General features: G+C 56.9%; 18 protein-coding genes and 1 pseudogene. 7 read left to right on the top strand and 12 right to left on the bottom strand.

Annotated features, from left to right (window positions below; all coding sequences use genetic code 11):
• Window positions 1–35 precede the first annotated feature (35 nt).
• Window positions 36–920 carry a VacJ family lipoprotein gene (locus FH08_RS0130225; protein WP_152602953.1) on the top strand — a complete coding sequence of 295 codons (885 nt, stop codon included), beginning with the start codon at window positions 36–38 and terminating at the stop codon, window positions 918–920.
• Between the two features lie 48 nt (window positions 921–968).
• Here FH08_RS0130225 and FH08_RS52680 read toward each other — a convergent pair whose 3' ends face one another.
• The 5 genes from FH08_RS52680 to FH08_RS0130255 all read right to left on the bottom strand — a co-directional run bounded on the left by FH08_RS52680 (window position 969) and on the right by FH08_RS0130255 (window position 7,348).
• On the bottom strand, window positions 969–1,124 hold the full coding sequence (locus FH08_RS52680; protein WP_160172515.1) for a hypothetical protein: 156 nt from the start codon (window positions 1,122–1,124) through the stop codon (window positions 969–971).
• Between the two features lie 111 nt (window positions 1,125–1,235).
• Window positions 1,236–1,853, bottom strand: coding sequence for a 3-isopropylmalate dehydratase small subunit (leuD, locus tag FH08_RS0130235; RefSeq protein WP_031361942.1), 618 nt, complete (start codon window positions 1,851–1,853; stop codon window positions 1,236–1,238).
• Window positions 1,846–3,267, bottom strand: coding sequence for a 3-isopropylmalate dehydratase large subunit (gene leuC, locus FH08_RS0130240; protein ID WP_031361943.1), 1,422 nt, complete (start codon window positions 3,265–3,267; stop codon window positions 1,846–1,848). The genes leuD and leuC overlap by 8 nt, the downstream gene beginning before the upstream one ends.
• 99 nt (window positions 3,268–3,366) lie before the next feature.
• Complete coding sequence (locus FH08_RS0130245) at window positions 3,367–6,132, bottom strand: Ig-like domain-containing protein (RefSeq protein ID WP_152602951.1); 2,766 nt, start codon at window positions 6,130–6,132, stop codon at window positions 3,367–3,369.
• 337 nt (window positions 6,133–6,469) lie between these two features.
• Window positions 6,470–7,348 carry an alpha/beta fold hydrolase gene (locus tag FH08_RS0130255; protein WP_031361945.1) on the bottom strand — a complete coding sequence of 293 codons (879 nt, stop codon included), beginning with the start codon at window positions 7,346–7,348 and terminating at the stop codon, window positions 6,470–6,472.
• A 94-nt stretch (window positions 7,349–7,442) separates the two neighbouring features.
• Here FH08_RS0130255 and FH08_RS0130260 point away from each other — a divergent pair, with 94 nt between their 5' ends.
• Window positions 7,443–8,363: a LysR family transcriptional regulator gene (locus FH08_RS0130260; RefSeq protein WP_051888656.1), complete on the top strand. Its 921-nt coding sequence runs from the start codon at window positions 7,443–7,445 to the stop codon at window positions 8,361–8,363.
• Window positions 8,364–8,605: 242 nt separating this feature from the next.
• On the opposite strand, the gene FH08_RS0130265 is transcribed toward FH08_RS0130260, so the two are convergent.
• Window positions 8,606–8,860: a hypothetical protein gene (locus FH08_RS0130265; RefSeq protein WP_031361947.1), complete on the bottom strand. Its 255-nt coding sequence runs from the start codon at window positions 8,858–8,860 to the stop codon at window positions 8,606–8,608.
• A 602-nt stretch (window positions 8,861–9,462) separates the two neighbouring features.
• On the opposite strand from FH08_RS0130265, the gene FH08_RS0130270 reads away from it, so the two are divergent.
• From FH08_RS0130270 to FH08_RS0130280, 3 genes are all read left to right on the top strand, one after another.
• A complete protein-coding gene (locus FH08_RS0130270; RefSeq protein ID WP_031361948.1) occupies window positions 9,463–9,777 on the top strand; it encodes a hypothetical protein in 315 nt (104 codons plus the stop codon).
• 343 nt (window positions 9,778–10,120) lie between these two features.
• On the top strand, window positions 10,121–10,474 hold the full coding sequence (locus FH08_RS0130275) for a hypothetical protein (protein WP_235210546.1): 354 nt from the start codon (window positions 10,121–10,123) through the stop codon (window positions 10,472–10,474).
• A gap of 222 nt (window positions 10,475–10,696) precedes the next feature.
• A complete protein-coding gene (locus tag FH08_RS0130280; protein ID WP_031361950.1) occupies window positions 10,697–11,575 on the top strand; it encodes a hypothetical protein in 879 nt (292 codons plus the stop codon).
• 1,036 nt (window positions 11,576–12,611) lie between these two features.
• On the opposite strand, the gene drt3b is transcribed toward FH08_RS0130280, so the two are convergent.
• Both drt3b and drt3a read right to left on the bottom strand, forming a co-directional pair.
• The gene (drt3b, locus tag FH08_RS0130285) at window positions 12,612–14,579 is read right to left on the bottom strand and encodes an antiviral reverse transcriptase Drt3b (RefSeq protein WP_031361951.1); all 1,968 of its coding nucleotides are present in this window, start codon (window positions 14,577–14,579) and stop codon (window positions 12,612–12,614) included.
• Complete coding sequence (gene drt3a / locus FH08_RS0130290) at window positions 14,572–15,846, bottom strand: antiviral reverse transcriptase Drt3a (RefSeq protein ID WP_031361952.1); 1,275 nt, start codon at window positions 15,844–15,846, stop codon at window positions 14,572–14,574. Before drt3a ends, drt3b begins: the two co-directional genes overlap by 8 nt.
• A gap of 556 nt (window positions 15,847–16,402) precedes the next feature.
• On the opposite strand from drt3a, the gene FH08_RS0130295 reads away from it, so the two are divergent.
• Window positions 16,403–16,813 carry a DUF2000 domain-containing protein gene (locus tag FH08_RS0130295; RefSeq protein WP_031361953.1) on the top strand — a complete coding sequence of 137 codons (411 nt, stop codon included), beginning with the start codon at window positions 16,403–16,405 and terminating at the stop codon, window positions 16,811–16,813.
• Window positions 16,814–16,908: 95 nt separating this feature from the next.
• Here FH08_RS0130295 and FH08_RS0130300 read toward each other — a convergent pair whose 3' ends face one another.
• From FH08_RS0130300 to hpnD, 4 genes are all read right to left on the bottom strand, one after another.
• Entirely contained in the window at window positions 16,909–17,562 is a 654-nt protein-coding gene (locus tag FH08_RS0130300; RefSeq protein ID WP_051888657.1) for a phosphorylase, read from the bottom strand.
• A gap of 110 nt (window positions 17,563–17,672) precedes the next feature.
• Window positions 17,673–19,652, bottom strand: a complete 1,980-nt coding sequence (gene shc, locus FH08_RS0130305) for a squalene--hopene cyclase (protein WP_031361955.1) — start codon at window positions 19,650–19,652, stop codon at window positions 17,673–17,675.
• Window positions 19,652–20,935 carry a hydroxysqualene dehydroxylase HpnE gene (gene hpnE / locus FH08_RS0130310; RefSeq protein ID WP_031361956.1) on the bottom strand — a complete coding sequence of 428 codons (1,284 nt, stop codon included), beginning with the start codon at window positions 20,933–20,935 and terminating at the stop codon, window positions 19,652–19,654. The genes shc and hpnE overlap by 1 nt, the downstream gene beginning before the upstream one ends.
• Window positions 20,935–21,780, bottom strand: coding sequence for a presqualene diphosphate synthase HpnD (hpnD, locus tag FH08_RS0130315; protein WP_031361957.1), 846 nt, complete (start codon window positions 21,778–21,780; stop codon window positions 20,935–20,937). The genes hpnE and hpnD overlap by 1 nt, the downstream gene beginning before the upstream one ends.
• Before the next feature lie 651 nt (window positions 21,781–22,431).
• On the opposite strand from hpnD, the pseudogene FH08_RS0130325 reads away from it, so the two are divergent.
• Window positions 22,432–23,632, top strand: a pseudogene (locus tag FH08_RS0130325) (cache domain-containing protein); the annotation flags it as partial.

Below are 23,632 nucleotides of genomic sequence, written 5' to 3' on the forward strand. Positions count from 1 at the left end.
CTTTACGCAGACCGCAAGGAAACCGACCCATGAGGATGGCAAAAACGCCTGATGCCGCCCGCAAACTGCGAGCGCTCTCCGGCGGCGTGCTGCTCGCCGCTGCTTTCGCCCTGTCCGGTTGCGCCTCTGGCCCCACCGCCAGGCCGGGCGATCCGCTGGAACCGATGAACCGCGAGATCTTCAAGTTCAACGACGCCGCCGATAAATACGTCGCCCGCCCGATTGCAACCGGCTACGTGAAAGTCACGCCGGCGCCGCTGCGGACAGCAATCAGCAGCTTCTTTTCGAACATTGGCGACATTGGCAACTTCGCGAACAACCTGCTGCAGTTGAAGATCACCGATGCGACCGAAGACTTCATGCGCATCGCGATCAACTCCACGCTGGGTATTGGCGGCTTGTTCGACTGGGCTTCAGCCGCCGGGCTGCCGAAACACGATCAGGACTTCGGGCTGACGCTGGGCCATTACGGCGTGCCGTCGGGGCCGTATCTGGTGTTGCCGCTGCTCGGCCCGAGTTCGGCGCGCGATGCAACGAACTGGATCGCGAGTATTCCGCTCAATCCGGGTACTTACTTGAGTACGGAAGCGGACGTGTCGTTGTTCGTCATGCGGTTTGTCAGCGCGCGGGCCGATTTGCTCGGCGCCACGGACATCCTGTCGCAAGCCGCGCTGGATAAATATGCGTTCGTCCGCGATGCCTACACGCAGCGCCGGCAGTATCAGCTGACGGGCGCGGCGGGCGCGGCGCTACCGGATTACGGTGATGACAGCGGTGCAGCTGCAACGCCTGCGGACGGCGCAAGCGCGACGGCGGCGCCGGCGAAGCCGGGCACGGGCGGGAGCAGCAGTTCGCAAGGCTTGCCTAACTACGCTGATCCGGGCGCGGCCGAGCCGGCGTCGGCACCGGCTGGGAAGTAGGTTAGTTTTGGCTCGCGGTACGGACGCCGTATCGCGAGTGCTTCAGCTTTATGAGGACCGCTTGGCCGCGCGGTGTTTCCATCGGCTGGCCAGGGTTGAGCGGCCCTCTTCCACTTCTTCCACGCGTTCCGGCATTCCAAGCTGAGCGCGCAGCATCCCGCGATCCAGTTCCTTCTCCCACGAAGCCACGACGATCGTCGCCACCCCGTTTTCACGTCTCCTCCTTTTTTGGGCAACGTGTCCCTGCCGCTTTTGATTACGCCAGTGCGGTCGGGCTTACGGTGTTTTTGATGAGCGCGGCCGCAGCCGCGCGGGCTACATCACTGCGGCCCAGGGATGGCGCTCGAAGTGGCGCTTTTCAAAGGCTTCTATGTCGGCGAGAGCGGTCAGCGTCAGGTCGATCGTGTCCATACCCTCGATCACCATGCGCTTGTGACGCGCGCCCAGAGGGAACTTGAAGACCTGAGTGCTGGTTGTTGTAGTAACCGTCTGCGCTTCCAGGTCGATAAGGATCTTCGACGCCGGATCGTCCGTCGATTCGCGCAGCAACACGTCCACCGCTTCACGTTCAAGTTGCACGAGCATCAGACGATTGTTCATCGCGTTGGAGTAGAAAATTTCGGCGAAGCTGGGTGCGATCACAGCGTCGAAACCGTATTGCTGAAGTCCCCACACCGCATGTTCCCGGCTCGATCCACAACCGAAATTCGCTCCGCCGATCAGGATGCGTGCGCCGTTATAAGCTGGCTGATTAAGCACGCAATCTGTGAGCGGTGCGCCGTGTTCATCGAAACGCAGGTCGTAGAGCAAGCCTTTGCTCAAACCCGCTTTATCGATGATGCGAAGGAACTGCTTCGGCATGATCTGATCGGTGTCGAGGTTCTCGATCGGCAACGGTACTGCGGTGCCTTCAATCGTGGTCATGTTAGTCATTGCGATTCTCCGGCGAACGGACGTCGGTGATCATGCCGGTCAGCGCGGCGGCGGCGGCCATCGCGGGACTCATCAGATGCGTGCGGCCGCCGCGTCCTTGCCGGCCTTCGAAGTTGCGATTCGTCGTCGATGCGCAGCGTTCGCCCGCTTCGAGGAAGTCGTCGTTCATCGCGAGGCACATCGAACATCCCGGCTCGCGCCATTCGAAGCCGGCTGTTTTTAAAATCTCCGCGATGCCTTCCGCTTCAGCCTGCCGACGCACGGAGCCCGAACCCGGCACGACCATCGCGCGTACGCCTTGGGCGACTTTGCGCCCGCGCACGATCGACGCGACGACGCGCAAATCCTCGATCCGACCATTCGTGCATGAGCCGATAAACACGCGGTCGATCGGCGTTCCCGCTATCGGCTGATTCGATTCAAGACCGATGTAGTCGAGCGCACGACGCAATGCGGCGGCGGCTTCGGGCGTGGCTTGTTGGGCGGCGTCGGGCACCAGGGCGTAAACCCGCATCGCTTGGTCGGGGCTCGTACCCCATGTGACGAAGGGCGCGATATCGCGGGCATCGAAGGTGTATTCGGCGTCGAAGGTGGCATCGGCGTCGGATTTCAAATCGCTCCAGTCGGCGAGCGCTGCGTTCCACGCGGCTTCATCTAGCGATGTTGCATGTGCGCGGACATAGTCGAACGTGGTTTTATCCGGCGCGATCAACGCCGCCCGTGCGCCCGCTTCCACGGTCATGTTGCACAGGGTCATGCGCGCTTCCGCCGACAGCGACGCGATGGTCGAGCCTCTAAATTCCACCGCATAACCCCGCGCCCCTTGAGCGCCGATACGGCTGATGATCCAGATGATCACATCCTTCGATGCCGTGCCATACGGCAACGCGCCATCGATGGTGATACGCATGGTCTGCGCCACGCGATACACCAGCGTCTGCGTTGCGAGAACGTGCTCAACCTCCGACGTTCCGATACCAAACCCCAGCGCGCCCAACGCGCCGTAGGTGGTCGTGTGACTATCGCCGCAGAGCACCGCCATGCCAGGGCGGATCAACCCCAGTTCCGGCGCGATGATGTGTTCTATACCCTGCAACGGATCGTTCGCGGCATACAGCCGGATGCCCGCCTTGTCGCAATTGCGTGCGAGGTTTTCAGCTTGGAGCAGAGAGGCGGCATCACGAATCACACGCGGCGTTTCCGCGTGCGTCGGAATGATGTGGCTCACTACGGCGAGTTGCTGCTTCGGACGACGTACCGGCCTGGCTTTGTCAGCGAGACCGCTGAACGCTTGCGGGCTCGTGTACTCGTTCATCAAATGCAGATCGACGTAGAGCAGCACGTTCTGATCGTCGATACGCGTAACCGTATGCGAGTCGACGAGCTTTTTATAAAAGGTAGTGTGGTTCGACATGATGCTCAACCCTGAAGAAACGGCAAAATGTTTCCATCCGGCGAAGCGTCCGGCACGCATGAATCGAATCGGTATTCGCGGACATGAATCCGCGAACGGTCAATGCACAATCGTTTGTATTCCTTGCTGAATCAGCAATTCCGCGTGCGCGCTCGAATGCTCGTACACGTCGTATTGCAAGCCGCCAACCTGAGCCGTTCCGTGTTGCGCCCATTCGCCCGAATCGAGACCCGCCACATGAGAATTCGATAAATCCACTGAATCTCCTTGCTTGCCGTTAACCAGCACTTGCTGATTGCCGTCGGCCTTAAAGATATCCACTTCCCCTAGGTTTAGAACGTCCACCAAAGAGAGCTTGAGTGTGTTCGAATGACCATTCAGGTCGAATACTTCGACACCTGATAATTTCGCCGACGCCGTCTTTCCCGTCAGCGAAGTCAGATCCAGCACCTGGTGATCACCCAGCAGCGTCAATACGTCAATGGCCCCCTTCGCGCCCTCGATGTGCGCTGCATTGTCCTTGAAGTACACAGTGGGATCGACAGCCAGATCAATCGATTCATGAGCGGACGACCCAATAAACGTCTCGTGCGTGCCGATTATTGTGTGGGTGACAGGCGTCATGACTGGATCGGTCTCACCACCAGGCGTGACCGGGGTGTACGTACTCTGGACCCCACCGCTTGCCACCGTAAACGCAATATGCTCGGAATGCGCACTGGATGTCCCGGCTGCGTTCGTTTCCGTCAGCGTAAAGTCGTGCGCACCGTTATTCAGGGCCGTGGCCGGAGTGATCGACCAGTTGCCAGTCGCATTAATCTTGGCAGAGCCTACAACGCTCAGGCCGTCGTACAACATGATGATGTCGCCAGCCACGCCCGTCCCGCTGAATGTCGGCCGGTTCGAGGTCGTCGAACTATCTGCAGGAATGATCGTGTCGGCTCCGTCGGTGACAACCGGAAGCAGCGGAGTGGCGGGCGTAGTGGTGTCGAGCGTGAAGGTTATAGGCTTAGTCTCGGCGCTGCTACCTTGCATGTTCGCTTCGGAAACGGTAAAGGAATGAGGGCCGTTTCCCAGCGCAGCCGCGGGTTGGATACTCCAGGTCTTGTTTGCCGTGACCACTGCGGTAGCTACCAGCACACCGTTGTCGTAGAGCGTGATCGTGTCGCCGGTAGTCCCGGTTCCACTGAGAGTGGGACGCGGATCGTCAGTGGTCTGGCCGTTCACAATCGGGCCGGTAATCGAGCCCACCGCGTCGACAAGACTGGCGATCGACGGTGTGCTGGGAGCTGGAAGCGACCACGTGTCGGTGACACTCCAGGTCAGTGCCGGGTTAGTCATGGTCATCACGTCGATGCCCGTCGTGCTACCTTTGGCTCTTAAGCCGATCGAGTAAGTTCCGTTGGGAAGGTACCCGGTCTCGAACGACTTTCCACAAAATGTGCCTCTCGGTAACACGACCGTCATCGTATTGCCGGATATCGTCGGTTTGGGCCACACCGTACTGACCCAGTCGCCGAAAGGTCCGCCCGAAAGATACAGCGAACACGTGTCCGCATGCACCGCTGGGTCGATCCAGCATGTGATTTTCACCGCGCTGTCTGTCGTGCCGCCGTTGGCTACGGCGTGACCGCTGCCGTCCGTCATACCCGTAATCAGAATCTGTGTGTACGAGAACGGATACGGCGCCGATGCAGGACTGGTACCCGCTGCATTCGATTCGGTCACCGTCAGGCTATGGGCGCCGCTCTTCAATGACGCCGGCATGAAACTCCAGGTACCGTTTTCGGCCACCATCGTGGTGCCGAGCAGAGTGCCGTTGTCATAAACTTTGATCGTGTCGCCTTGGTGTCCCGTTCCGGTCAAGGTGGGCCGCGCGTCGGTCGCCAGGCCACCTGGGCTTACATTGCCGGCCAGCGGGCCGAGTGCGTCGATCAGCGCTGTGACCAACGGGGCAGAGGGCGGGATCATGAAAACGTTGAAAATGGCATGATCGGAAGCCACGCTCTGCCCCCCCGCCCGGGTCGATTCGATCACATACAGGTCGTGGTTGCCGTACGACAGATCCGCCGACGGCTCGACGCGCCAGTGGCCACTCGCGTCAACAATGGCCGAGCCCAGCACCGTGTTCCCTTCATATAGCGTAATCGTGTCGCCGGCCTTGCCTACGCCGTTCAGGTCCGGATGGACGTCACTGGTGGCGGCCACAATCGCCATGCCTTTAGTGTCGGTGATACTGTCGATAACGGGCTTGTCGGGCACGCTTGTATCTATGGTGAAACGGAACTCCGCCGACGTCTCGGTCGAGCCGCCGGAGTGTGTCGCAGTCGCGGTGAGCACGCAGTCACCCTCGGGCAACGCGCTCGCCGGCTGGATCGACCAATTACCGTGGATATCGACCAGCGCCGAGCCAACCAGCAGATCATGGTCATAGAGGCGGATCGTGTCGCCTACCGCGCCGACGCCACTAATGGCCGGCCGGGTGTCGTCGGTGATGCCATCCTGGGGGATCGGTCCCGTCTTGATGCCGACCGAATCAAGAACCGTCACGATAGCGACGGGAACCAGGATCGCGATGATATCGAATGGATTTGATGAAGCGCCGTAGTTGCCGGCGTCATCCATGGGAATGGCGGCGAAGCGGTGCAAGCCCACTTTCATGTCAGTAGTCTGCTGAAACGACCAGGTACCATCGGCTCCGGTCAGCGCGGTGCCGATCATTCTCACGCCGTCAAATACCAGCACCACGTTGCCCGGATCGGCTGTGCCACTGATCATCGGATGGCCGAACGCAATTCCTCCCGCTAAACTGCTGCCGACTGAGGTAACGACTGCCTTGGAAGGATCGTGAGTTTGCGATGTCATGGATGATTTGTCTGAGACAGCTACAAAATATCGATCGATGTTTCGACCGCCTTTTTCCGAATCACAACGAAAGGCGGACAGCAATGTCCCGCTCGCCTATCGCCGCATCGCGTCAAGATAGCTAAAGGTCTATTGCCCCGATAGCCAACGTACCGAAACAGACAATTTCAGTGTGATCTGAGGAAACAAGGCTTGCCGTCGTTTCGCAAATACAAGCCGCAGACAGACAAGCGGACGTAACTCCGTGCGTAGAGCAGCACGTTCTGATCGTCGATACGCGTAACCGTATGCGAGTCGACGAGCTTCTTATAAAAGGTAGTGTGGTTCGACATGATGCTCAACCCTGAAGAAACGGCAGCACACGCTCGAGCAGCAACTCGGGCGCTTCTTCCGGAATGTAGTGGCCGCATGGCAGCGAGTGGCCGCTGACGTTATCGGAGAATTTTTTCCATTCAGCGATGGGATCGAAGCACTTTTCGATCACGCCTTCCGCGCCCCATAGCGCTAGCAAATCGCAGGTTATTTTTTGGCCTGTAGCCAACGAATCCCGATCGTGTTCCAGATCGATCGTGACGCTCGCGCGATAGTCCTCGCAGATGCCATGAGCGGTGTCCGGCTGCTGCAGGCAGCGCAGATATTCCGCGTAGGCCTCGGGCGTGAACGGCTTTAACCCCGCACTTCGCGCGCCGATGGTCTGCTTCAGATACAGGTCCGCGTCCGCGCGAATCAGCGTCTCGGGGAATGGCGCCGGACGGACCAGGAAAAACCAGTGCCAATAAGCGCGAGCAAATTCGAACGAGGTTTTCTCGTACATCGCGAGCGTCGGCGCTACGTCGAGCGTGATCAGTTTGTTGACCACGGTTGGATGATCCAGCGCCATCCGCGCCGCCACTCGTCCGCCGCGATCGTGTGCGAGCACCGCGAACGATTCGTGACCCAGCGTGCGCATCAGATCGACCTGATCCTGTGCCATACGGCGCTTCGAATAATTGCTGTGATCGGGCAAGCCTTCTGGTTTGCCGCTATCGCCATAACCGCGCAGATCCGCCGCCACGATGGTGAAGTGTTTCGTCAGCTCGGGCACGACCTTGTGCCAGATCGCGTGGGTTTGGGGATGGCCATGCAACAGCAATAACGCGGGACCGTTGCCGCCTTGTATCGCCTTGATCCTGACGCCATCGACCGTTGCCGATACGTCCTTGAAGTCATCGAACATCATTGTCTCCAGTAGTTTTATGAAGTTTAATTGATGCATTTCCCGATACAGTTTCTATTCAGGCAATCCAGACTTAACTTCCAGGAACTAATCGATGGACGGCTTTTCGGACCTCAACCTGTTCACGCTGGTCGCGCGGCATCGCAATCTGGCGGCGGCTGCGCGCGATCTCGGCGTGACGCCGCCTTCCATCAGCAAGCGTCTCGCGCAGCTCGAACGGCGGCTGGGTGTGCGGCTTTTGAACCGCACCACGCGCCGCGTCAGTCTCACGCCCGAGGGCGAGCTGTATCTGGCGAACGGCTCGCGCATCCTCGATGAACTCGCCGAACTGGAACAACTCGTCACGAAAAGCCGGGCGGAGCCGACGGGTTTGCTGCGCGTGAATGCATCGTTTGGATTTGGGCGCAGCAGGATTTCACCGGCGGTGTCGAAGTTCATCGAGCGATATCCGGCAATCAAGATCCAGCTTCATCTGTCGGACCGGCCGGTGAATTTGCAGGAGGAAGGTTTCGACCTGGGCATCCGTTTCGGTGATGTCCCCGACGCGCGCATCAACGCGCGCTTGCTGCTCAGGAACCGGCGGATTGTGTGTGCATCGCCGGGATATGTGGAGAAGCACGGGCAGCCCGTTATGCCGCACGACCTGACGCGGCACGCGTGCCTCGTGCTGCGCGAGAACGAATCAGCGTATGGAGCGTGGCATTTCACGCGCGGCAAAAAGGTGGAAACCGTCAAGGTCGATGGCCCGCTTAGCAGCAATGACGGCAGCGCGGTGCTGCAATGGGCGCTGGACGGACGCGGCATTGCCGTGCGCTCGCAATGGGAGACGGAGGCGCTGGTGCGTGACGAGAAGCTGGTTGTGCTGCTGAACGACTGGGCGTTGCCGAATGCCGATATCCACGCGATCTATCTGGAGCGGCATCAGTTGTCCGCGAAGCTACGGACGTTCGTGGAGTTCCTGGGGGAAGAGTTGCGCGCCGGGGCAGGCCAGACAAGCGATGATCAATATCGATAAGTCGAAAAGCGCGCTCTATGGTTCACCCATCTTTCACGGCGCGTATTGCTTTATTCAATTCGGCTGTCGACTGGGCATAAAACGGCATTGTTTTATTAAGCGGATTAATATGACTATTTGTATCGCTAATGAGCAATTGCCCATATTGAACGCGCCCGCTTTTCAACGGGCGTGTTTTATCGAAACCTATACGGTTTGATTCAAAGCGGCTTGGCTTTGACTTTCGGATTGGACGGCCGGATTTATGCGGCCTGACCGAAAGACTGCTGCATTACTCGCTGTTGCGGCGCATGTTGACGTTCGTCTATTTCCGCCATGCCATACGCAAGGGCAAACTTACGGGCATCGACAGGGCACGGGAAATGGCCCAGCACGCCAGTCGCGCGCTGCACACCATCAACCTCCCTGACGATCAGCATGGCTGCGTACAAGCCATCGTCGTACGCGGCCAGCGGAATCAAGACGACATTCTCGTAAGCGATCTCAGCGTATTGCATGACTGATTCCCCCCAAGTTGACGACTCACTACTCTCTCAGCGTACCGATTGCTCTGGCACGACATTGTGTTTAGGCATTATCAATAAACAGAAAACAACAATCAACTGGATTTTTTGTGTTGAGGGTTTATACGTGGGATTACCCAGTTCTTATGTGGCGAGTACTTCATTTATTTTGCGGATGCAGCATTGCGTGAACGCACGCTTATACAGACAGAGTATGTCAATTTGATGAGAAACGTGGGACAACGCATGGATGCACCGTTGTTGTGCGGTTAATGCTATTGATGGCGGAGGGGTGATTGCGGGGTTGAATGTTTTTGCGGTTGGAGTTGGCGGAGGGTTCGGGGTGGTTGAGCTTGACTACGTCTTGCCGCGAGACCGGGCGTTTTGCCGGGTGATTCCAGTGGTTCCGGTCGCTTCGATGACCCGCAGCGGGCTGGGAGATTCTGCAGTGCCTTTTTACCTTCGCGTATTCTGACACTTAGGTTTGCTTGGCGATGTGACGACGTTTTGGCATGCTTTGATCTCGATGCCGGGCACGTGGTATGCGCGCAATCCTTACACCGACAGCAATGTCCTAATGATCTATGGGGGAGCTTGTGAAACTCGATCCGACTGCATGGTTTCCGTTAAGCGATTACGCGCCGGCGCGCGACGGATGGTACGAGGTGCAACTCGCGAGCGGCGAAACGGCATTCGCGAAATACGGTACGGACGGATGGACCGAAAAACCGATGCTCGTCTTCACTCACTGGCGCGGCCTTTCCGGCGATCCTAGTAAGGTTGAAGGGGCGGAGAGTATTGAGGCTGAAGCGACGGCCGCCGAGGGCGTTAGAGCGGTTTGGGACACGTTCTTCCCCGGGTCAGGTGCGGAGCAGCATAAGCCGTTGGACGCGGGGCATGGGAAGTCGTAGGGGTTTGGGTTGATGACGCGGTGATGGTGGATGGACTGGCGAGCGTGGGTGGCTCGCCAGTTTTTTTGGTTTTGGGGGTTGGGGTTGACGTGGTGCGGCGTCTTGCCCGTCACGCTATGGATGTGGGCCGCGCTCGCTTCCCAACGCGTTGCGATGGGCGATGAGGCTGATCTTTACAGCGGTCTCGGCGCCGTGCGGTGGCTCCTCGTGTCGCTGGAATCGCGGTCGAGTTCGTATGAATCGCTTTCTCACCGATGTGGGCTCCGCGTCTTTGAGAGATGCCCTTCCCGTTGTGTGACAATCAAAGTTCCTGATCTACTCAACTACGGCACGGCGGAAGAACATGAACTTGAACAAGAAAGTGACGTATCTGGTCAGCATATTTATCGGTACTCCGACACAGCAGCACGCACAGATCAAAGACATCGCGGCGCAGGTGTCAGGCGACGACTATGAGTTCTTGCATCTCCACCAAATGGGGGCGTTCCTGGTGCTGAACACGGATCGCAATGCGAAGGAACTGGCCGGTTCGTTTTCGCGTGCGACAGCGGCCGATGATCGAGTGTTCATCTGCGAAATGGGCCAGGACTGGCACGCGCTCGGATTGAACAAAGCGATGTTCTGGTTGCAGAACCATCTGGCGACGAAGACGCAAACGCCAGCGACTAAGAAAGGGAATCCGTTTGGGGATGCGTGATGGTTTGTGACATGAGCTTTTGGACGGTCTTTGCTACCAAGTTGCCATCAGTCTTTGTTGCGCCAAGGGACAGTAATAACAAACTTGCCGTCGGTTCCGTGAACACATGGGTCCTTCACCGCGGGGACTGGTGGGAGACGCGTATGCATAACTTGTCAAAAGGACGCTATGCCCGTTAGTGCCAATACTCTGATCGGAGCCGTTTCCCGAGTCCTTGCAGCAATGGCACGACATGCCCCTTCCCCACAGAAACGACTTGAGGTTTCGATCGTTGGTCGAGGGATTGTTGCAGAAGTCCCAGAAGGTCTGCCGTTCCAGTTGGTCGACCTGCAAGGGAATGCAATCACCACTGGCGTGTACGCTGCTTTGGTGCGTCTTTGGAATCGCGGGGAGGCGCCAATTGTGCCTGCCGACATCCCACGGTCTGCACCTCTGACATTGAAACTGGGCGGCGATAGCTACATTTTGGGGGCGAAAGTCTTCTCTCAAATCGACGGGGTGAATGCTGAGGTGCACCAGATCGGGAACAACCTGCTGGAAATCGTCCTAGAAGGCCTCACCGCGGGCGAAGATTTGCTCGTATCTCTCTACTTTACAAGCTCGAATCCTCACGTGGAACTATGCGCGTCAGGCCGGGTGCTCGGTCAACTGGCTCCACTGGACCTGACAGGCCGCGAAGGCTTAGCGTCACTCGTAGAGAGAGTTTCGGCCGCGATTATGTTCGTTTGGATCGTCGGTGCCGCGCCAGCCATTGTCATCCCAGGAGCACTCATCCTGCATCGTTATGGCTGGAAAGGATTTAGGCATCTTGAAACATTGCCATTTTGGCTAGGTGTACCGTTTTGTATCGGGGTCGTTCCCGCCTGTCTCTTCCTCATGTACTGGATCGCACAACGCGTAGCGCGAAGCAAGCACCCGAAAGGCTTTCCTCTTACCTCCGATTTAGAGCCGTCACTGCACCAAACGTTGAAAGGTTTACTGCTCATGGCTGTTACAGGTCGGCGCTACCGCGTCTCGGCTTCCCTGTTCTCGCTAGGTGAGCCCACACTGATGAGCGGCCGAAAAATCCGCAAACGTTCGATAGACGACTGGTTTGAATGAACCGTAGACCTCGCCAAGCGGACCGAATAACCGGTCAGCTCTATGCGTAATAGAGACAATCGGACACGGTGCTCTTTGTTCGCTGCTTAGTCATCCTAGTTACTGGTCGGAGCCTAGAACAATCGGCGAGTGTAAGCGCACAGGTGATGCGCGGATCCTCATCAAGGGCCCCACCCATGGGAAGCATCGCAGCCGCCCCATGAGTCATAGCGGGCATTGGCAAACCGTCGTTGTTCGATGTTGCGGAATATTTCGCAATAGATATCAAGGGTGGCAATCAATCCCACGCGTACGTCGAGTAATACAAATGAATGCGCTACGCTGCACCTTTTACGGTTATCCCCAATGCCGTCATATGTCCAAACACCTTAGCCAGCAGGAGACGTCACTTTGATAGTCTGGCGCCGTAAAACGGATATTGCGTACGTGGTCTCAGCAAAACCAGTCCGAAAGGATTCATGCACTGCGTAGTCATATGTTTTGACTCTGTCAGCGGCTGCGCAGTCGGGCGAACGCAATCTAGCAGGTCGGTTGTTACTCGGTACAGGGGCCAATCTGCTGAATACTTTCGCGTGCCACATAGCCGTGAAAATCTTGACTACGGTTTCGAGGCTATTCACGCCGCTTACTCAATACCTTCGTACGTCTCTGGGACCCACCCCTTTTCTGCGGAGTAGATACGGAAATCCGCTGTTTATACGCTCACCAAGAACATGCATAGTCAAATATCTGCCGACGCCCCGGTCAGCGGCCGATTGCAGGTCCGCGGCTGGGCTGCAATCGAAACTTGTAGGATATCTATGCTATGTATTCGTTGCCGCCGTCGAAACGCGGCTACCCGAAAATTGGAGGGGTGGAGTTGCCCTCATCCCTAAGTGTGTGCGCCTAACCAACTTAACGCCCGTACCTAAATCCATCGAAATTACCTCGAAACTAGGTAGTTCGACTTCATCAAACTACGTATGACAGTGCGCTTACAAATATTCCCGTATGCGCACGTCAAGAGCATATTGAGCAACCCCGCGCTACAATACCATTAACTGTATGCATGTCTCAACTCCTTCTTTTCAAGCGCACTAAGCAGATCAACTTCGTCCCAGTTCACGAACCAATAACGAGAGTTCGCTTCTGCGCAAAAGGACTCAATTTCATTTGGCGACGGAGCGGTTTCGCCCATACCTTTATAAAAAATCCTGATCCACTTAGCCTTCTGGGTCTTGGTAATGAAACGACATGCCAACGCATCCAAAAGAAGGCAGGCCTTCTCCGCGTTAATAGAAATGTCGCCCAGGTCAGCGAGTGCGTTGTCAATCCGCGATATGATGTCTTTACGAAGATCTTCATATTCCGGCTTGTCCCGAATGTAAAAAAGACAACTGACTACATGGTAATAACCTGATTTACCGTCAAAGAGATTTTTTATGACCCTGACCGGAAGCATGTAGTCATCGCCTAGATCCCTAATTGCGAGCAATACGTTGATCGCCTCAAGAAAGATAAAGCCATCTACCTCGCTTTGTAGTGCTGCTATATCGCCAGATAGCAGCTCGATCGCGAGCTCGAAGATTTTCTGTTTGATCGTTGAGGAAAAATAACTAAGCTCACGCTCCGCAAAACGAGACAGCAAAATAATTGACGTGCAAAGCTTGTACGATGCGTTGACCGATGGCGCTACGGCATAAAAAAAGAAGATAACTTCTAGCAATACCAGCGATGCGTCTTTAAGGTAAATTAAGGAATTTTCTTCTACCTCTACGTCCCCAAAATTTATCATCCGTTTGATTCTATTAGAAATAGAAGAGATAATATATGACGACACTTCATCGTATGGCAGCAACTCGACTGAGCAAACGTTTTTGATCGAATCAATAAAGCTCTTTACAAGCCGATCAGGATGGAAAATTTCAGTCGGGACAAGTGTCGCGGTTTCGTCAGGTTTTTTTAAGAATTTAGCAGTAAATTCATTAATAATGATATTTATCTGGTGTACTACGCGGGATTTCTTTGTAAAGAACGGTCTAACATAGTTAGCCTCTTTTTGCTTGTTGGTGTGAAGATTAAATTTTCCCAGCTCGTCGCTATATATCTCGAAAACCTTCGTTGCTATCTCCTGGGTTTTTGCAAAGACAAAAACGTCGTCAACATAACGACGAATCGTGTAGTCTCTGCTATCTAAATAATTACACTTATCTTTTAGCGCATCAATGGAGTTGCAGTCAATTTCTTGAAATATTATCTCGGCAAATATTCGCGAAATTTCAGGTCCAATGAGAATTCCGTTCGTTTCGTTATAATTTGCGCGCTGCATCAACGTGTCAAATTTTTGACCGAACGTCCCTCCGGTTGTAACGTTATGTTTAACAAATACTTTTTCCTTAGTCGCCCACGAAATAGAATGAGTGTAAAGGCTCTCGAAGCACTTGGTAACGTCGAACGTTTTAAGGTATGGATAATTCTTTTCTAGTTTAAGGTACGCACTCGAATCGAAAAATTTGTATAGTCGATCGTACCCACGATACGAAAAGTACGATGAACTATAGCGCATAAGCGAGTCGAGATGCATTTCCTCAACAGCTGCGTGCTTGTATTTTTTTAAGTTCTCGAGCGGATTTTTGTAGAAATAGGTGCCCGCAACTTTGCGCGGAGCCCTTATAGTTGTGGGGCTCCTGCTACAAAAGTGACAAATCAGTTTCTCAAATTGCTCGTAAAATTCTTTCATCTCCCACTGAGAGATCGGATGAACAAATGCGAGCTTTCTGAAGCTGGACGCGCTTTTTTTTATCTTATAGGCATATGCGATTGTGTAATATTTTTTCCGTTTTTGTCCCAGCACTAATCTCCCGAAGATAAAGTTTGAGATTACGCCCGCAGAGCCATTGGTTTTGCTGTTTTGATAAAAGCCATCATTCGACACCATTAACGGCACTTCGCTTGGCAAGGTCTCTGTGACGAAAATCCGCTCGAAATCTGCCTTTCGGATTTTTTTTATATAATTATTAGGCATATTTCCAGCATCGCTGAATTTGTTTTAGTTGCTTCGCCGTATGATGGACGAAGGCCTCTTTTCTAAAGTTGAAGACAAAGCTATGTGTCAGCAGTTGCCTGCGCTGGAGGGGTGTAGAGTTTTTATAGAATCGAGCGAATGTTCGACCCTTGTTCGAAAGAACCGCGGCACGAAGAAAGCAGTCTAATTCCTTGAGGCCGTCCGCATCGCTATCTGTTATAAGATAGTAATTATAGTACAACCCTGCTAGCCGCTTTTGGTCACGATTCTTGTCTTCTATACTAAAATTTGATGTCAAAAAATTTAATCTATTTTCTAATAATTGGAAATTTTTATTTTTGCAGTAGCTATATACAGCAAGCACAATGCGCTTTTTTATCTTGTTTCTTTTGCTTTCGGAAATATCAAGCCGAACAGTTCTAAATTGATTTCGTGGAGTATCAGTTTTTGGCGGATCGTAGACCTCAAAGGCATATCCAAGGTATTCCATCGACAACAGTGGATTTTTCCCTTGTCCGAATGTCTGTACCTTCGTCTTATTGGCATCATACGGCTTAATCGTGGTTAGCTTTGTCGGCGTCTCAAGCTTTTTCCTATTAAGTGTTAATCCTGCGGGCAGCGTGGCCTCAATATAATCGACGACAAAACCTTCTGGTTCATCTCCGCTCGTAACGATCAAGATGTCATCCACAAACCGAGCGTAGAAAAATACATGGTCGAGTTTCTTCAGCGCCGCGTCGAACGGGATCATCGCCAACTCAGAGAGGCTCGAGCTGATCGACAGTCCCCGGGGCAATCCAGGACCGTTTTGATCGAGCAACTTCGCCGTCAACTGTTTGGTGGGCGTGCTAAGGGTTCGCGCGTCGTGCAGCAAATCTATGATGAAATTTTTCGGAAAAGACTCAAAGAAGCTTTTAACATCTAAGCGGTAGGAGCGATAGGGCACGCCTTCCGATAGAAGTGACTTTACGTTGCTAACAATTGAGGATCGGGATTCTTGAAATGTGGGACTAATCCGCTTGATATTACGGTCAATCTTCCTTATCACCAGTTTGTCTGAGAAACTGGCGACACGGTTAATCGTTTTTCCAGCCACCAAAATCGAGGAGACGGGATTTCCGCCAGAGAACATCGATTCCGCCGCTTTCACCGCGTTCTGCACGGTGACTTCTTTATGGATGACATCTCGAAGCGGCGGGTATGTAAGAAAATCCCCGCGCTGAATTACGCCCCGGAGCGTCGAATGGTTAAAAGATTGATCGTACAAAGTATGCCAATCTCCAACGGTATAGTGTTCAGAATGAATTTCTAGCAGGACGCGGTATGCCTTCCGCGCGAACGGTGTCAATCGTAGACGGTTTTCATTTCTCAAGCTACATCGATGGGAGCTCTTTTGGGGGGTTATCAGCGTCAGATAAGTCGTCATCTTCCTAAGCAGATTTTCAGTCTGACAACATGATGGATATCGTAAGCTTTCGAGACGATATTAATGAGACAACGACGCTGATCTCTGGCGACGTGGCGAGGCCAACTTTGACCGGATAAAGATTGAGCCTGCGTTGACCCGGGTAAACATGGTGGATAGCAATCGGCTATTTAGGACATGCGGACAACGCAACATCTCTTGCACTTTCTGCCATGCCAAAGAACTGTTATGCCCGTGAGGCCTTCCCTCCGCCGAACGTCATGCGGCCAAACAGAACGCTCCATGCTCTACGCACTGTTTTCGTCGAAGCCCGTTCGTTTCTGACACGCCATCTCCCCGCCCGACCATCACTTTGCTTACCATCCCAAAGTGCCGACCCCTTAAAGCCCCCACCCCCATGGACTTCGACACCAAAGTTGCCATCATCATCCTCGACGACCTTGCCGTCTGGCAGAAGCTCAACGTCACAGCGTTCCTCGCGACCGGCATCGCTGGCGCAGCCCCTGACGCGATGGGCGAGCCCTATATCGATGCCACCGGCAGAACCCACGCCCGCCTCCTCGGCCAGCCCATCATGGTCTACCAAGCCGACACCCCCGCCCTTCTCCGCGCCTTCCGCCAAGCGATAGAACGAGAACTAACCCGCGCCGTCTACGTCCGCGCGATGTTTTCCACTGGCCACGATGAAGCAAATCGGGAGGTGTTCTTGAAGGAACCAGCAGATGCGCCCGATCTTGTCGGACTGGCCGTAAGAGGCCCGAAGAAAGCAGTCGATAAAGCCATCAAGGGCTTATCACTGCATGGATGATTGAAACAGGATCGAGACGCGGTCTCACGCCAACCCACCGACCGCCATTTCCCATAAAGAAGCCGCGCAGCGGCTAAGCCAAAACCAAAAAGCGCCTAAACCCCCAGCGCCCCCGCCGCGCCCATAGCGTGCCGCGCCTGAACCAACGAAGTCCGCGCCGCCCGCGCATCGCCCGCGACCTTCAATAGCGCCCCAAGCTGTGACGGCTCCTTCAACAACTCGCGCAATATCGGCAGAATCGTCGTAGTCCCATCATCCCGCAACCCCGCCGTCGCAGCACTCGGCAAACTCCGCCAAGCCGGATCAACAATCGCCCGACAAACCGCAAACGGCAATCCGCGCGCCGTAGCAATCGCCCCGGCAATATGCGATTCCATATCAACCGCAAGCGCCCCGGTAGCCCGATAAAGCGAGCTCTTCTGCTGTTCGCCGGTCAAAGGCGCGGCCACGCCGGCCATCTTCCCTCGAACCGCCTTCGCCTCCAGCGGCGTCCCGGCAAAAGCCGCGAACAGCCTTGCGGACCATTCCGGATCGGTATCGAGCACACCGAACGGTCCCGACACAGAACTCGCGATAATCACCGTCCCCGGTTCCAACTCCGGCGAGAGCCCGCCAGCCGTCCCGAAGCTAATAATCCCGGAACACCCTCGCACCAACGCTTCGCTTAAAGCACGTTCAAGCAAATCCGACCGCGCCGCAAACACCGACTCCACCCCAGGCCCACGCGCGATACGCGCTTCAAACGCCATCCCCGTCACGGCAATAACGGGCAGACGCGCATCACCTAAGCCAGAAGAGCCCGAGCCTGACCCCGAGCCAGAATCAACACCCGAGCCTGAAGCGAAGCCAGACCGCGAATTCACATGCCCGCCGTCACGCGCGACGTACCGTCGCGCATCATGTTCCTGTACCGTGCCAGCGCCCATAGCGGGAAGAACTTTCTATACCCGTGGTATCGCAGATAAAACACTCTCGGGAATCCGGTCGCGGTGAACCTTGTCTCGTCCCACAACCCATGCTCGCGCTGCGTAGAACACAAATACTGCACGCCCTTCGCCACCGCCGGATGATCGACAAACCCCGCCGCCATCAACCCCAACAGCGCCCACGATGTCTGCGAAGCCGTGCTCGGCGCCGCTTCATATCCACGATAGTCGAGCTTGTAACTCTCCCCGCCCTCGCCCCAGCCGCCATCGGCGTTCTGAATGCTAATGAGCCAATCCGCGGCGCGCTGCATGCGGCTATCGGTAAGAGGTAGTCCAGCCGCATTCAACGCACAAAGCGCCGTCCACGTCCCGTAGATATAGTTCAGCCCCCAACGCCCGTACCAGCTTCCATCGCGTTCCTGACCGCGCAGAATATAGTCGAGCGAGCGCTTCGCCGGCTCGCTCGTCGCCGGCAATTCACCCAACTGCGCGAGCATCGAAAGACAACGCCCGGACACATCAACAGTAGGCGGATCGAGCAACGCGCCGTGATCGGAGAAAGGAATGTTGTTGAGGTAATACTGCGTGTTCTCAGGCTCGAACGCGCCCCATCCGCCGTCGCTGCTCTGCATGCCGACGACCCACTCCCGCCCGCGCGCAATCGCTTGGCCATACAACGCCGTTCCGTTTTCACGATCGACACGTTCCATCGCCATCGCGACCACGGCCGTATCGTCCACATCCGGATAATGCGGATTCGCAAACTGGAACGCCCACCCCCCAGGCCGGATATTCGGCCGGCGCGAGATCCAGTCACCGCGTACATCCAGAATCTGCAGCGGCACGAGCCAGTCCAGACCGCGCGAAACGGCAGCGCGCGCGTTGGGCGTATCGGCTTCGAGCAGCGCGTGCGCGACGAGCGACGTGTCCCATATCGGCGATAAACACGGCTGGCAATAAGCCTCGCCGCCCGGCGCTTCATCGATGATCAAAAGCTTCTCAATCGACTGGCGCGCAATCGCCCGGTTCGGATGATCTTCCGGATAACCAAGCACGTCGTACATCATCACGGAGTTGGCCATCGCGGGGAAAATCGCGCCGAGACCATCTTCGCCATTCAACCGTTCATCGACGAAACTCACGGCCGCTTCCACCGCCCGTTGCCGCGTGTGGCGCGGGAACAGCGGGTCAACTGCGCGCAGCACGGCATCCACGCAACGGAACAGCGCGAACCAGCCCTGATGCTGATGCGGCGCACGCTCGGCCATGCCGGCGTTGACGGGGGCATCGAAGAACAGTTCATCGATACGCACGCCCTTCGGATTACGCGCGCGCGGCCGCTTCGCGTTGAGCACGAGCAGCGGCACGATCACGGTCCGCGCCCAGTAAGACACCTTCGACAAATGGAACGGAAACCACTCGGGCAACAGCGTGATTTCCACGGGCATCATGGGCACCGCGCGCCACGACACCACGCCGAACAGCGCCAGCAGAATCCGCGTGAACACGTTCGATTTTTCCGCACCGCCGGCCGCGATAATCGCGCGGCGCGCCCGCTGCATATGTTCGGCTTCGGGCAAATCGCCGATCATCTTCAGCGCGAAATACGCCTTCACGGTGGCGCTGACGTCCATGGCGCCATCGGTGAAAAGCGGCCAGCCGCCATCGGCACGCTGGATCCTGCGCAAGTACCGCCCGATCTTCGCTTCGAGCCCAGGCTTCGGCGTCTCGGCAAGGTAATGCACGAGAAGCACGTATTCGGCGGGAATGGTGGCGTCGGCTTCGAGTTGGTAAAGCCAGTAGCCGTCGGGATGTTGGTCGGCAAGGATGGCATCGGCAGCACGCGCCACCGACGCTTCCAGCGCCGCCGCCGTCACCGGCTGGATACCGGGCGGCTGGACAGTTTCGTTCATCAGCGTTGCACCGAGAAATCAATGGAGGGATTCATAAGCAGGTCCGCCGCCTTCTGGCCGGAGCGGATCGAGCCTTCAATGGTGGCGGGCAGCCCGTTGGCCGTCCAGTCGCCGGCCAGCATCAGGTTGGGCCAGCGCGTACGCGTTCCTGGCCGAAGGTTTTCCTGGCTCGGCACGGCCGCAAAGGTCGCACGCTTTTCCGTGACGATTTGCCATGTCGGCATGCGCTCAACGGGCAAACGCGCCGCCTTCGCAACCTCTTGCCAGATGCCTTGGGCCAGGGCCTCACGCGGGGTATCGAGGAGACGATCCGCGCCGCTGATGGTCACCGAAAGACGTCCATCGAACGCGAACAGCCATTCGGCGGTGCCGTTCAGCAAACCGGTCATCGGCTCGAAGGCAAGCGGTGGATCAATAGCGAAGTGCGCATTGACGATGGCGCGGAATTCGTTCGGCGCGATCAACCCCGGCACGAGTTGCTGCGCCACGTTCGGCGGCACGGCAAGCACCACGCCGTCGTGAAGACCGATGTCCACGCGGCCATCGTCGAAATCAAGCGACGTGACACGCGTCTTCGAATCCGTGCCCGAGAAGCCGATCTCACGCACCCGCGACCCCAGCTTGATCTCCGCGCCGCCATATTGCAGCAGACGCAATGCAGGATCGACGAACGCATGGCCCAGCCCGTTGCGCGCGACCAGCGGCCGGCACGCCTGGCCGCCCAGCAGCAGCGATTCCTTCAGCACGTTGCCGGCGAGCACCGCGCTGCCTTCACGCGGATCCACATTCAGCACGGCCAGGAACAGCGGGCTGATCAGCGCGTCCCACAAGCGCCCGTTCGTGCGCATAATTTGCTGCATCGTGCGCCCGGGTTTGGCGAACAGTAGCGGTAACAGCGACAGATAATCCGCAGGCATGGTGCCCGGGACACGCGCGGAGGAATCGAAGATCCAGCCCGGCACGCGGCCCGGCGAAAGCTTTACGGTCCAGCGCGCACCGCTGCGCAAATCCATGAACGGAAACTCGGGCTGCGTCGGGCCGACGAGCTCGTCGGCCGCTCCTACCGCCTTCGCATAGCTCAGCGTGGCGTGGTTGCCCGACAGCACCAGATGGTTGCCGTTATCGATCGTGGCGTTGAGCTTGATATCGAAGTAGGAACGGCAGCGGCCACCCGCGTGCGGCGCGGCTTCGTGCAGCATTACGCGCGCTCCACGGCGCTGCAACTGGACCGCGGCGGCGAGTCCCGACAACCCGGCGCCAATCACATGAATGAGACGCGACATCAGAAAATATGTCGCGCGACGATCCACAGCAGCCGCGAACGCGGTGTGCGGACGTGGTTGCGCGGGAGATCGAAGCCGCGCTTCAAATTCGCCTCGAGCACGCACCGGTACGCACCCGACATGATGCGCGGCGCACGCACCTGAGCACGGGGCGCCGTCGCCATGATTGCATCGGATTGCGCATAGTGGCTCCGCGCACGATCGGCGAGCGTCAGGGCGACGCGCGGCAAGCGGGCGTCGTTGACTATGGACGTGATGTCGGTCGTGGAAATGCCTTCGCGCGACAGCAGTTCTCGCGGCAGATAAACACGTCCAATACCGGCGTCTTCATCTATATCGCGAAGAATGTTCGTGAGTTGCAGCGCACGGCCGAGGTGGTGCGCGAGACGCCGTCCGGCATCTTCGTGCATCCCGAATATCCTCACCGATAACCGCCCGACCGCGCTCGCCACACGGTCGCAATAGAGGTCGAGCGTGGCTTCATCGGGCGCGACGATGTCTTCGGCGGCGTCCATCGCCATACCGTCGATCACGGCAATGAAGTCATCGCGCGAGAGGTGGAAGGCTTCGATATGTTGTGTCAACGCAGCCAGCGACCTGCGCGGCTTGCCGGCGTAGCAATCGTCTATATCAGCACGCCATTGTTCGAGCGCGGCGGCGCGTTCGCCGCGCGGCAACGTGCCGTCGGCTATATCGTCAACCGCGCGGCAAAACGCGTAGACCTGATACATGGCGTCGCGCTGCGCAGCCGGCAGGATGCGCATGGCGAGATAGAACGAACTACCCGACGTTACCTTGGCAACGTCGGGAGCAGGATCGTCGGCGATAAGATTGGAAACGGCCAAGACGGACTCCGCTGTGGCGCCCCCAAGGGCAGCAAGTGTTAGATCGGGCGCCGGGCATCCGGCTTCATGGAACATGCTTTAAAGCTGAATGCAAACCTGGCTATGGCTTGGACACCGGCTTCAGGCGGCGTGTAAGCCGTGCCGGAAGCGGCGAAAAGTATATCAAGTTTGTGAAGAGTTGCCCTGAGCTGCCCTACCGCGTGCTTTCAACCCGCTTGCCATCCGGCCTCAACCTTCGTACAAAACGTCGGCCGTTTGGCTGTATGGCTCTTCAGCCGCCGCGAAAGCGGTAGGTTAGGGCGACCGGGCGACGTACGCAATATCCGATAGTCGAAGCCGTCGAGCGCGACCGTCTGCGCGGCGGCGAGGCCAATCTTCTGCGCCAATTTTACCCGGTTCGCCGCTTTTTACCTCCCGCGCGGCTCTTCACCGCGCCTCAATCCATGCGCTTTAAACGTCGATACCGGGTGTTTGGCAGAACATCGATGGATCGCTTAAAAGGCACGATTTATGCACGCTTTTTTTGATTTTGAGCGCTGCCGGCAAACAACGAGCGCCTGAATGCGCAGAACTCCGCGCGTCGCATTCGCTGCGTTCATCGTTGTATAAAGATGCCACGCTCAGCCATCCACAACGGGACGACGACTCACCATGACGCCGCAACGCGAGGAACCGGGCGCTGACCAATGGCAGGACGAACCGCCGTTTCCCGTGGTCCCGGAACGTAACTTCGCCGCCCAGCGCATGACCCTGCTGGTCCTGCTGATCGCCGCCATTGTCTTGCCCTGCCTGTACGTCGCGGTGATGTCGTGGAGCGACCTGAAAGCGCGTGAAGCCGAAGCCGCCGAGATGGTCGATCGCAACGCGCACGTCGCCGAAGAACACGCGCAGAAAGTCTTCGACATGAACGAGACGCTCAACGCCCGCGTGATCGACCTGATCTACGGCGTCGACGACGACACCCTGCGCCGCGAGGAATACGACATTCACAACAGACTCGTGGGAATGGGCGGCGGTTATCCGCAAGTGGCGTCGGTGAGCATTATTGGCGCGGATGGGCGCCTGGTTGCCACGAGCCGCATTTTCCCTTCGCCGGATGTATCGATTGCCACCCGCGACGACTTTGTCGGCATTCGCGACAACAAGATGTTTGAAAACGTGTCCCGCGTGATGCTCGGCAAGGTGGCGGGAGAGACCGTCTTCAACACGGCCGTGCCGCGCAAAACCCCGGATGGCCGCTTCGACGGCATTGTGACCATCGCCCTTCGTCCCAGTTACTTTGGCCGGTTCTATCGCGAATTGCTGGGCGAACACACGACCGTATCGCTCGGCCTCACGCGCACGGACGGCGCTGTGCTCGCGTGGTATCCGCCGCGGCCAGCCAACCGCATGGAACTTGCCGCCAGTTCGCCGTTGCGCGAAGCGTATGCCTCGGGTGAGCGCAACGGCGTCGCGCGAATGCGCTCAGGACTCGACGATGAAATGAAAATCGTGGCGTATCGCAAGGTGGGGAATTATCCGGTGTACGTGTCCAGCGGATATCCCGTTTCGACCATCTGGGCTGCGTGGTATCGGCATCTCAGCGTGCTGATACTGTCCTTGTTCGCACCGTGCGTGGTGTTATGGGGCGTGATCTGGCTGTCGCTACGCCGCCTCGCCAATGAAGAAGATGCCTGGGAACGCTGGCAGGCGGAAGCGTCCATGCGCCGGTCGATCGAATCCGCTTACCGGCAGGCACGCAAGATGGAAGCGCTGGGTAATCTGGTCGGCAGCGTCGCACATGATTTCAACAACCCGCTGATGATACTCTCAACCAACGTCCAGATTGCCCGGCCACGCGGCGCGACCGGGC

This window comes from Caballeronia sordidicola (assembly GCF_000729995.1).
Taxonomy (GTDB): Bacteria; Pseudomonadota; Gammaproteobacteria; order Burkholderiales; family Burkholderiaceae; genus Caballeronia; species Caballeronia sordidicola_A.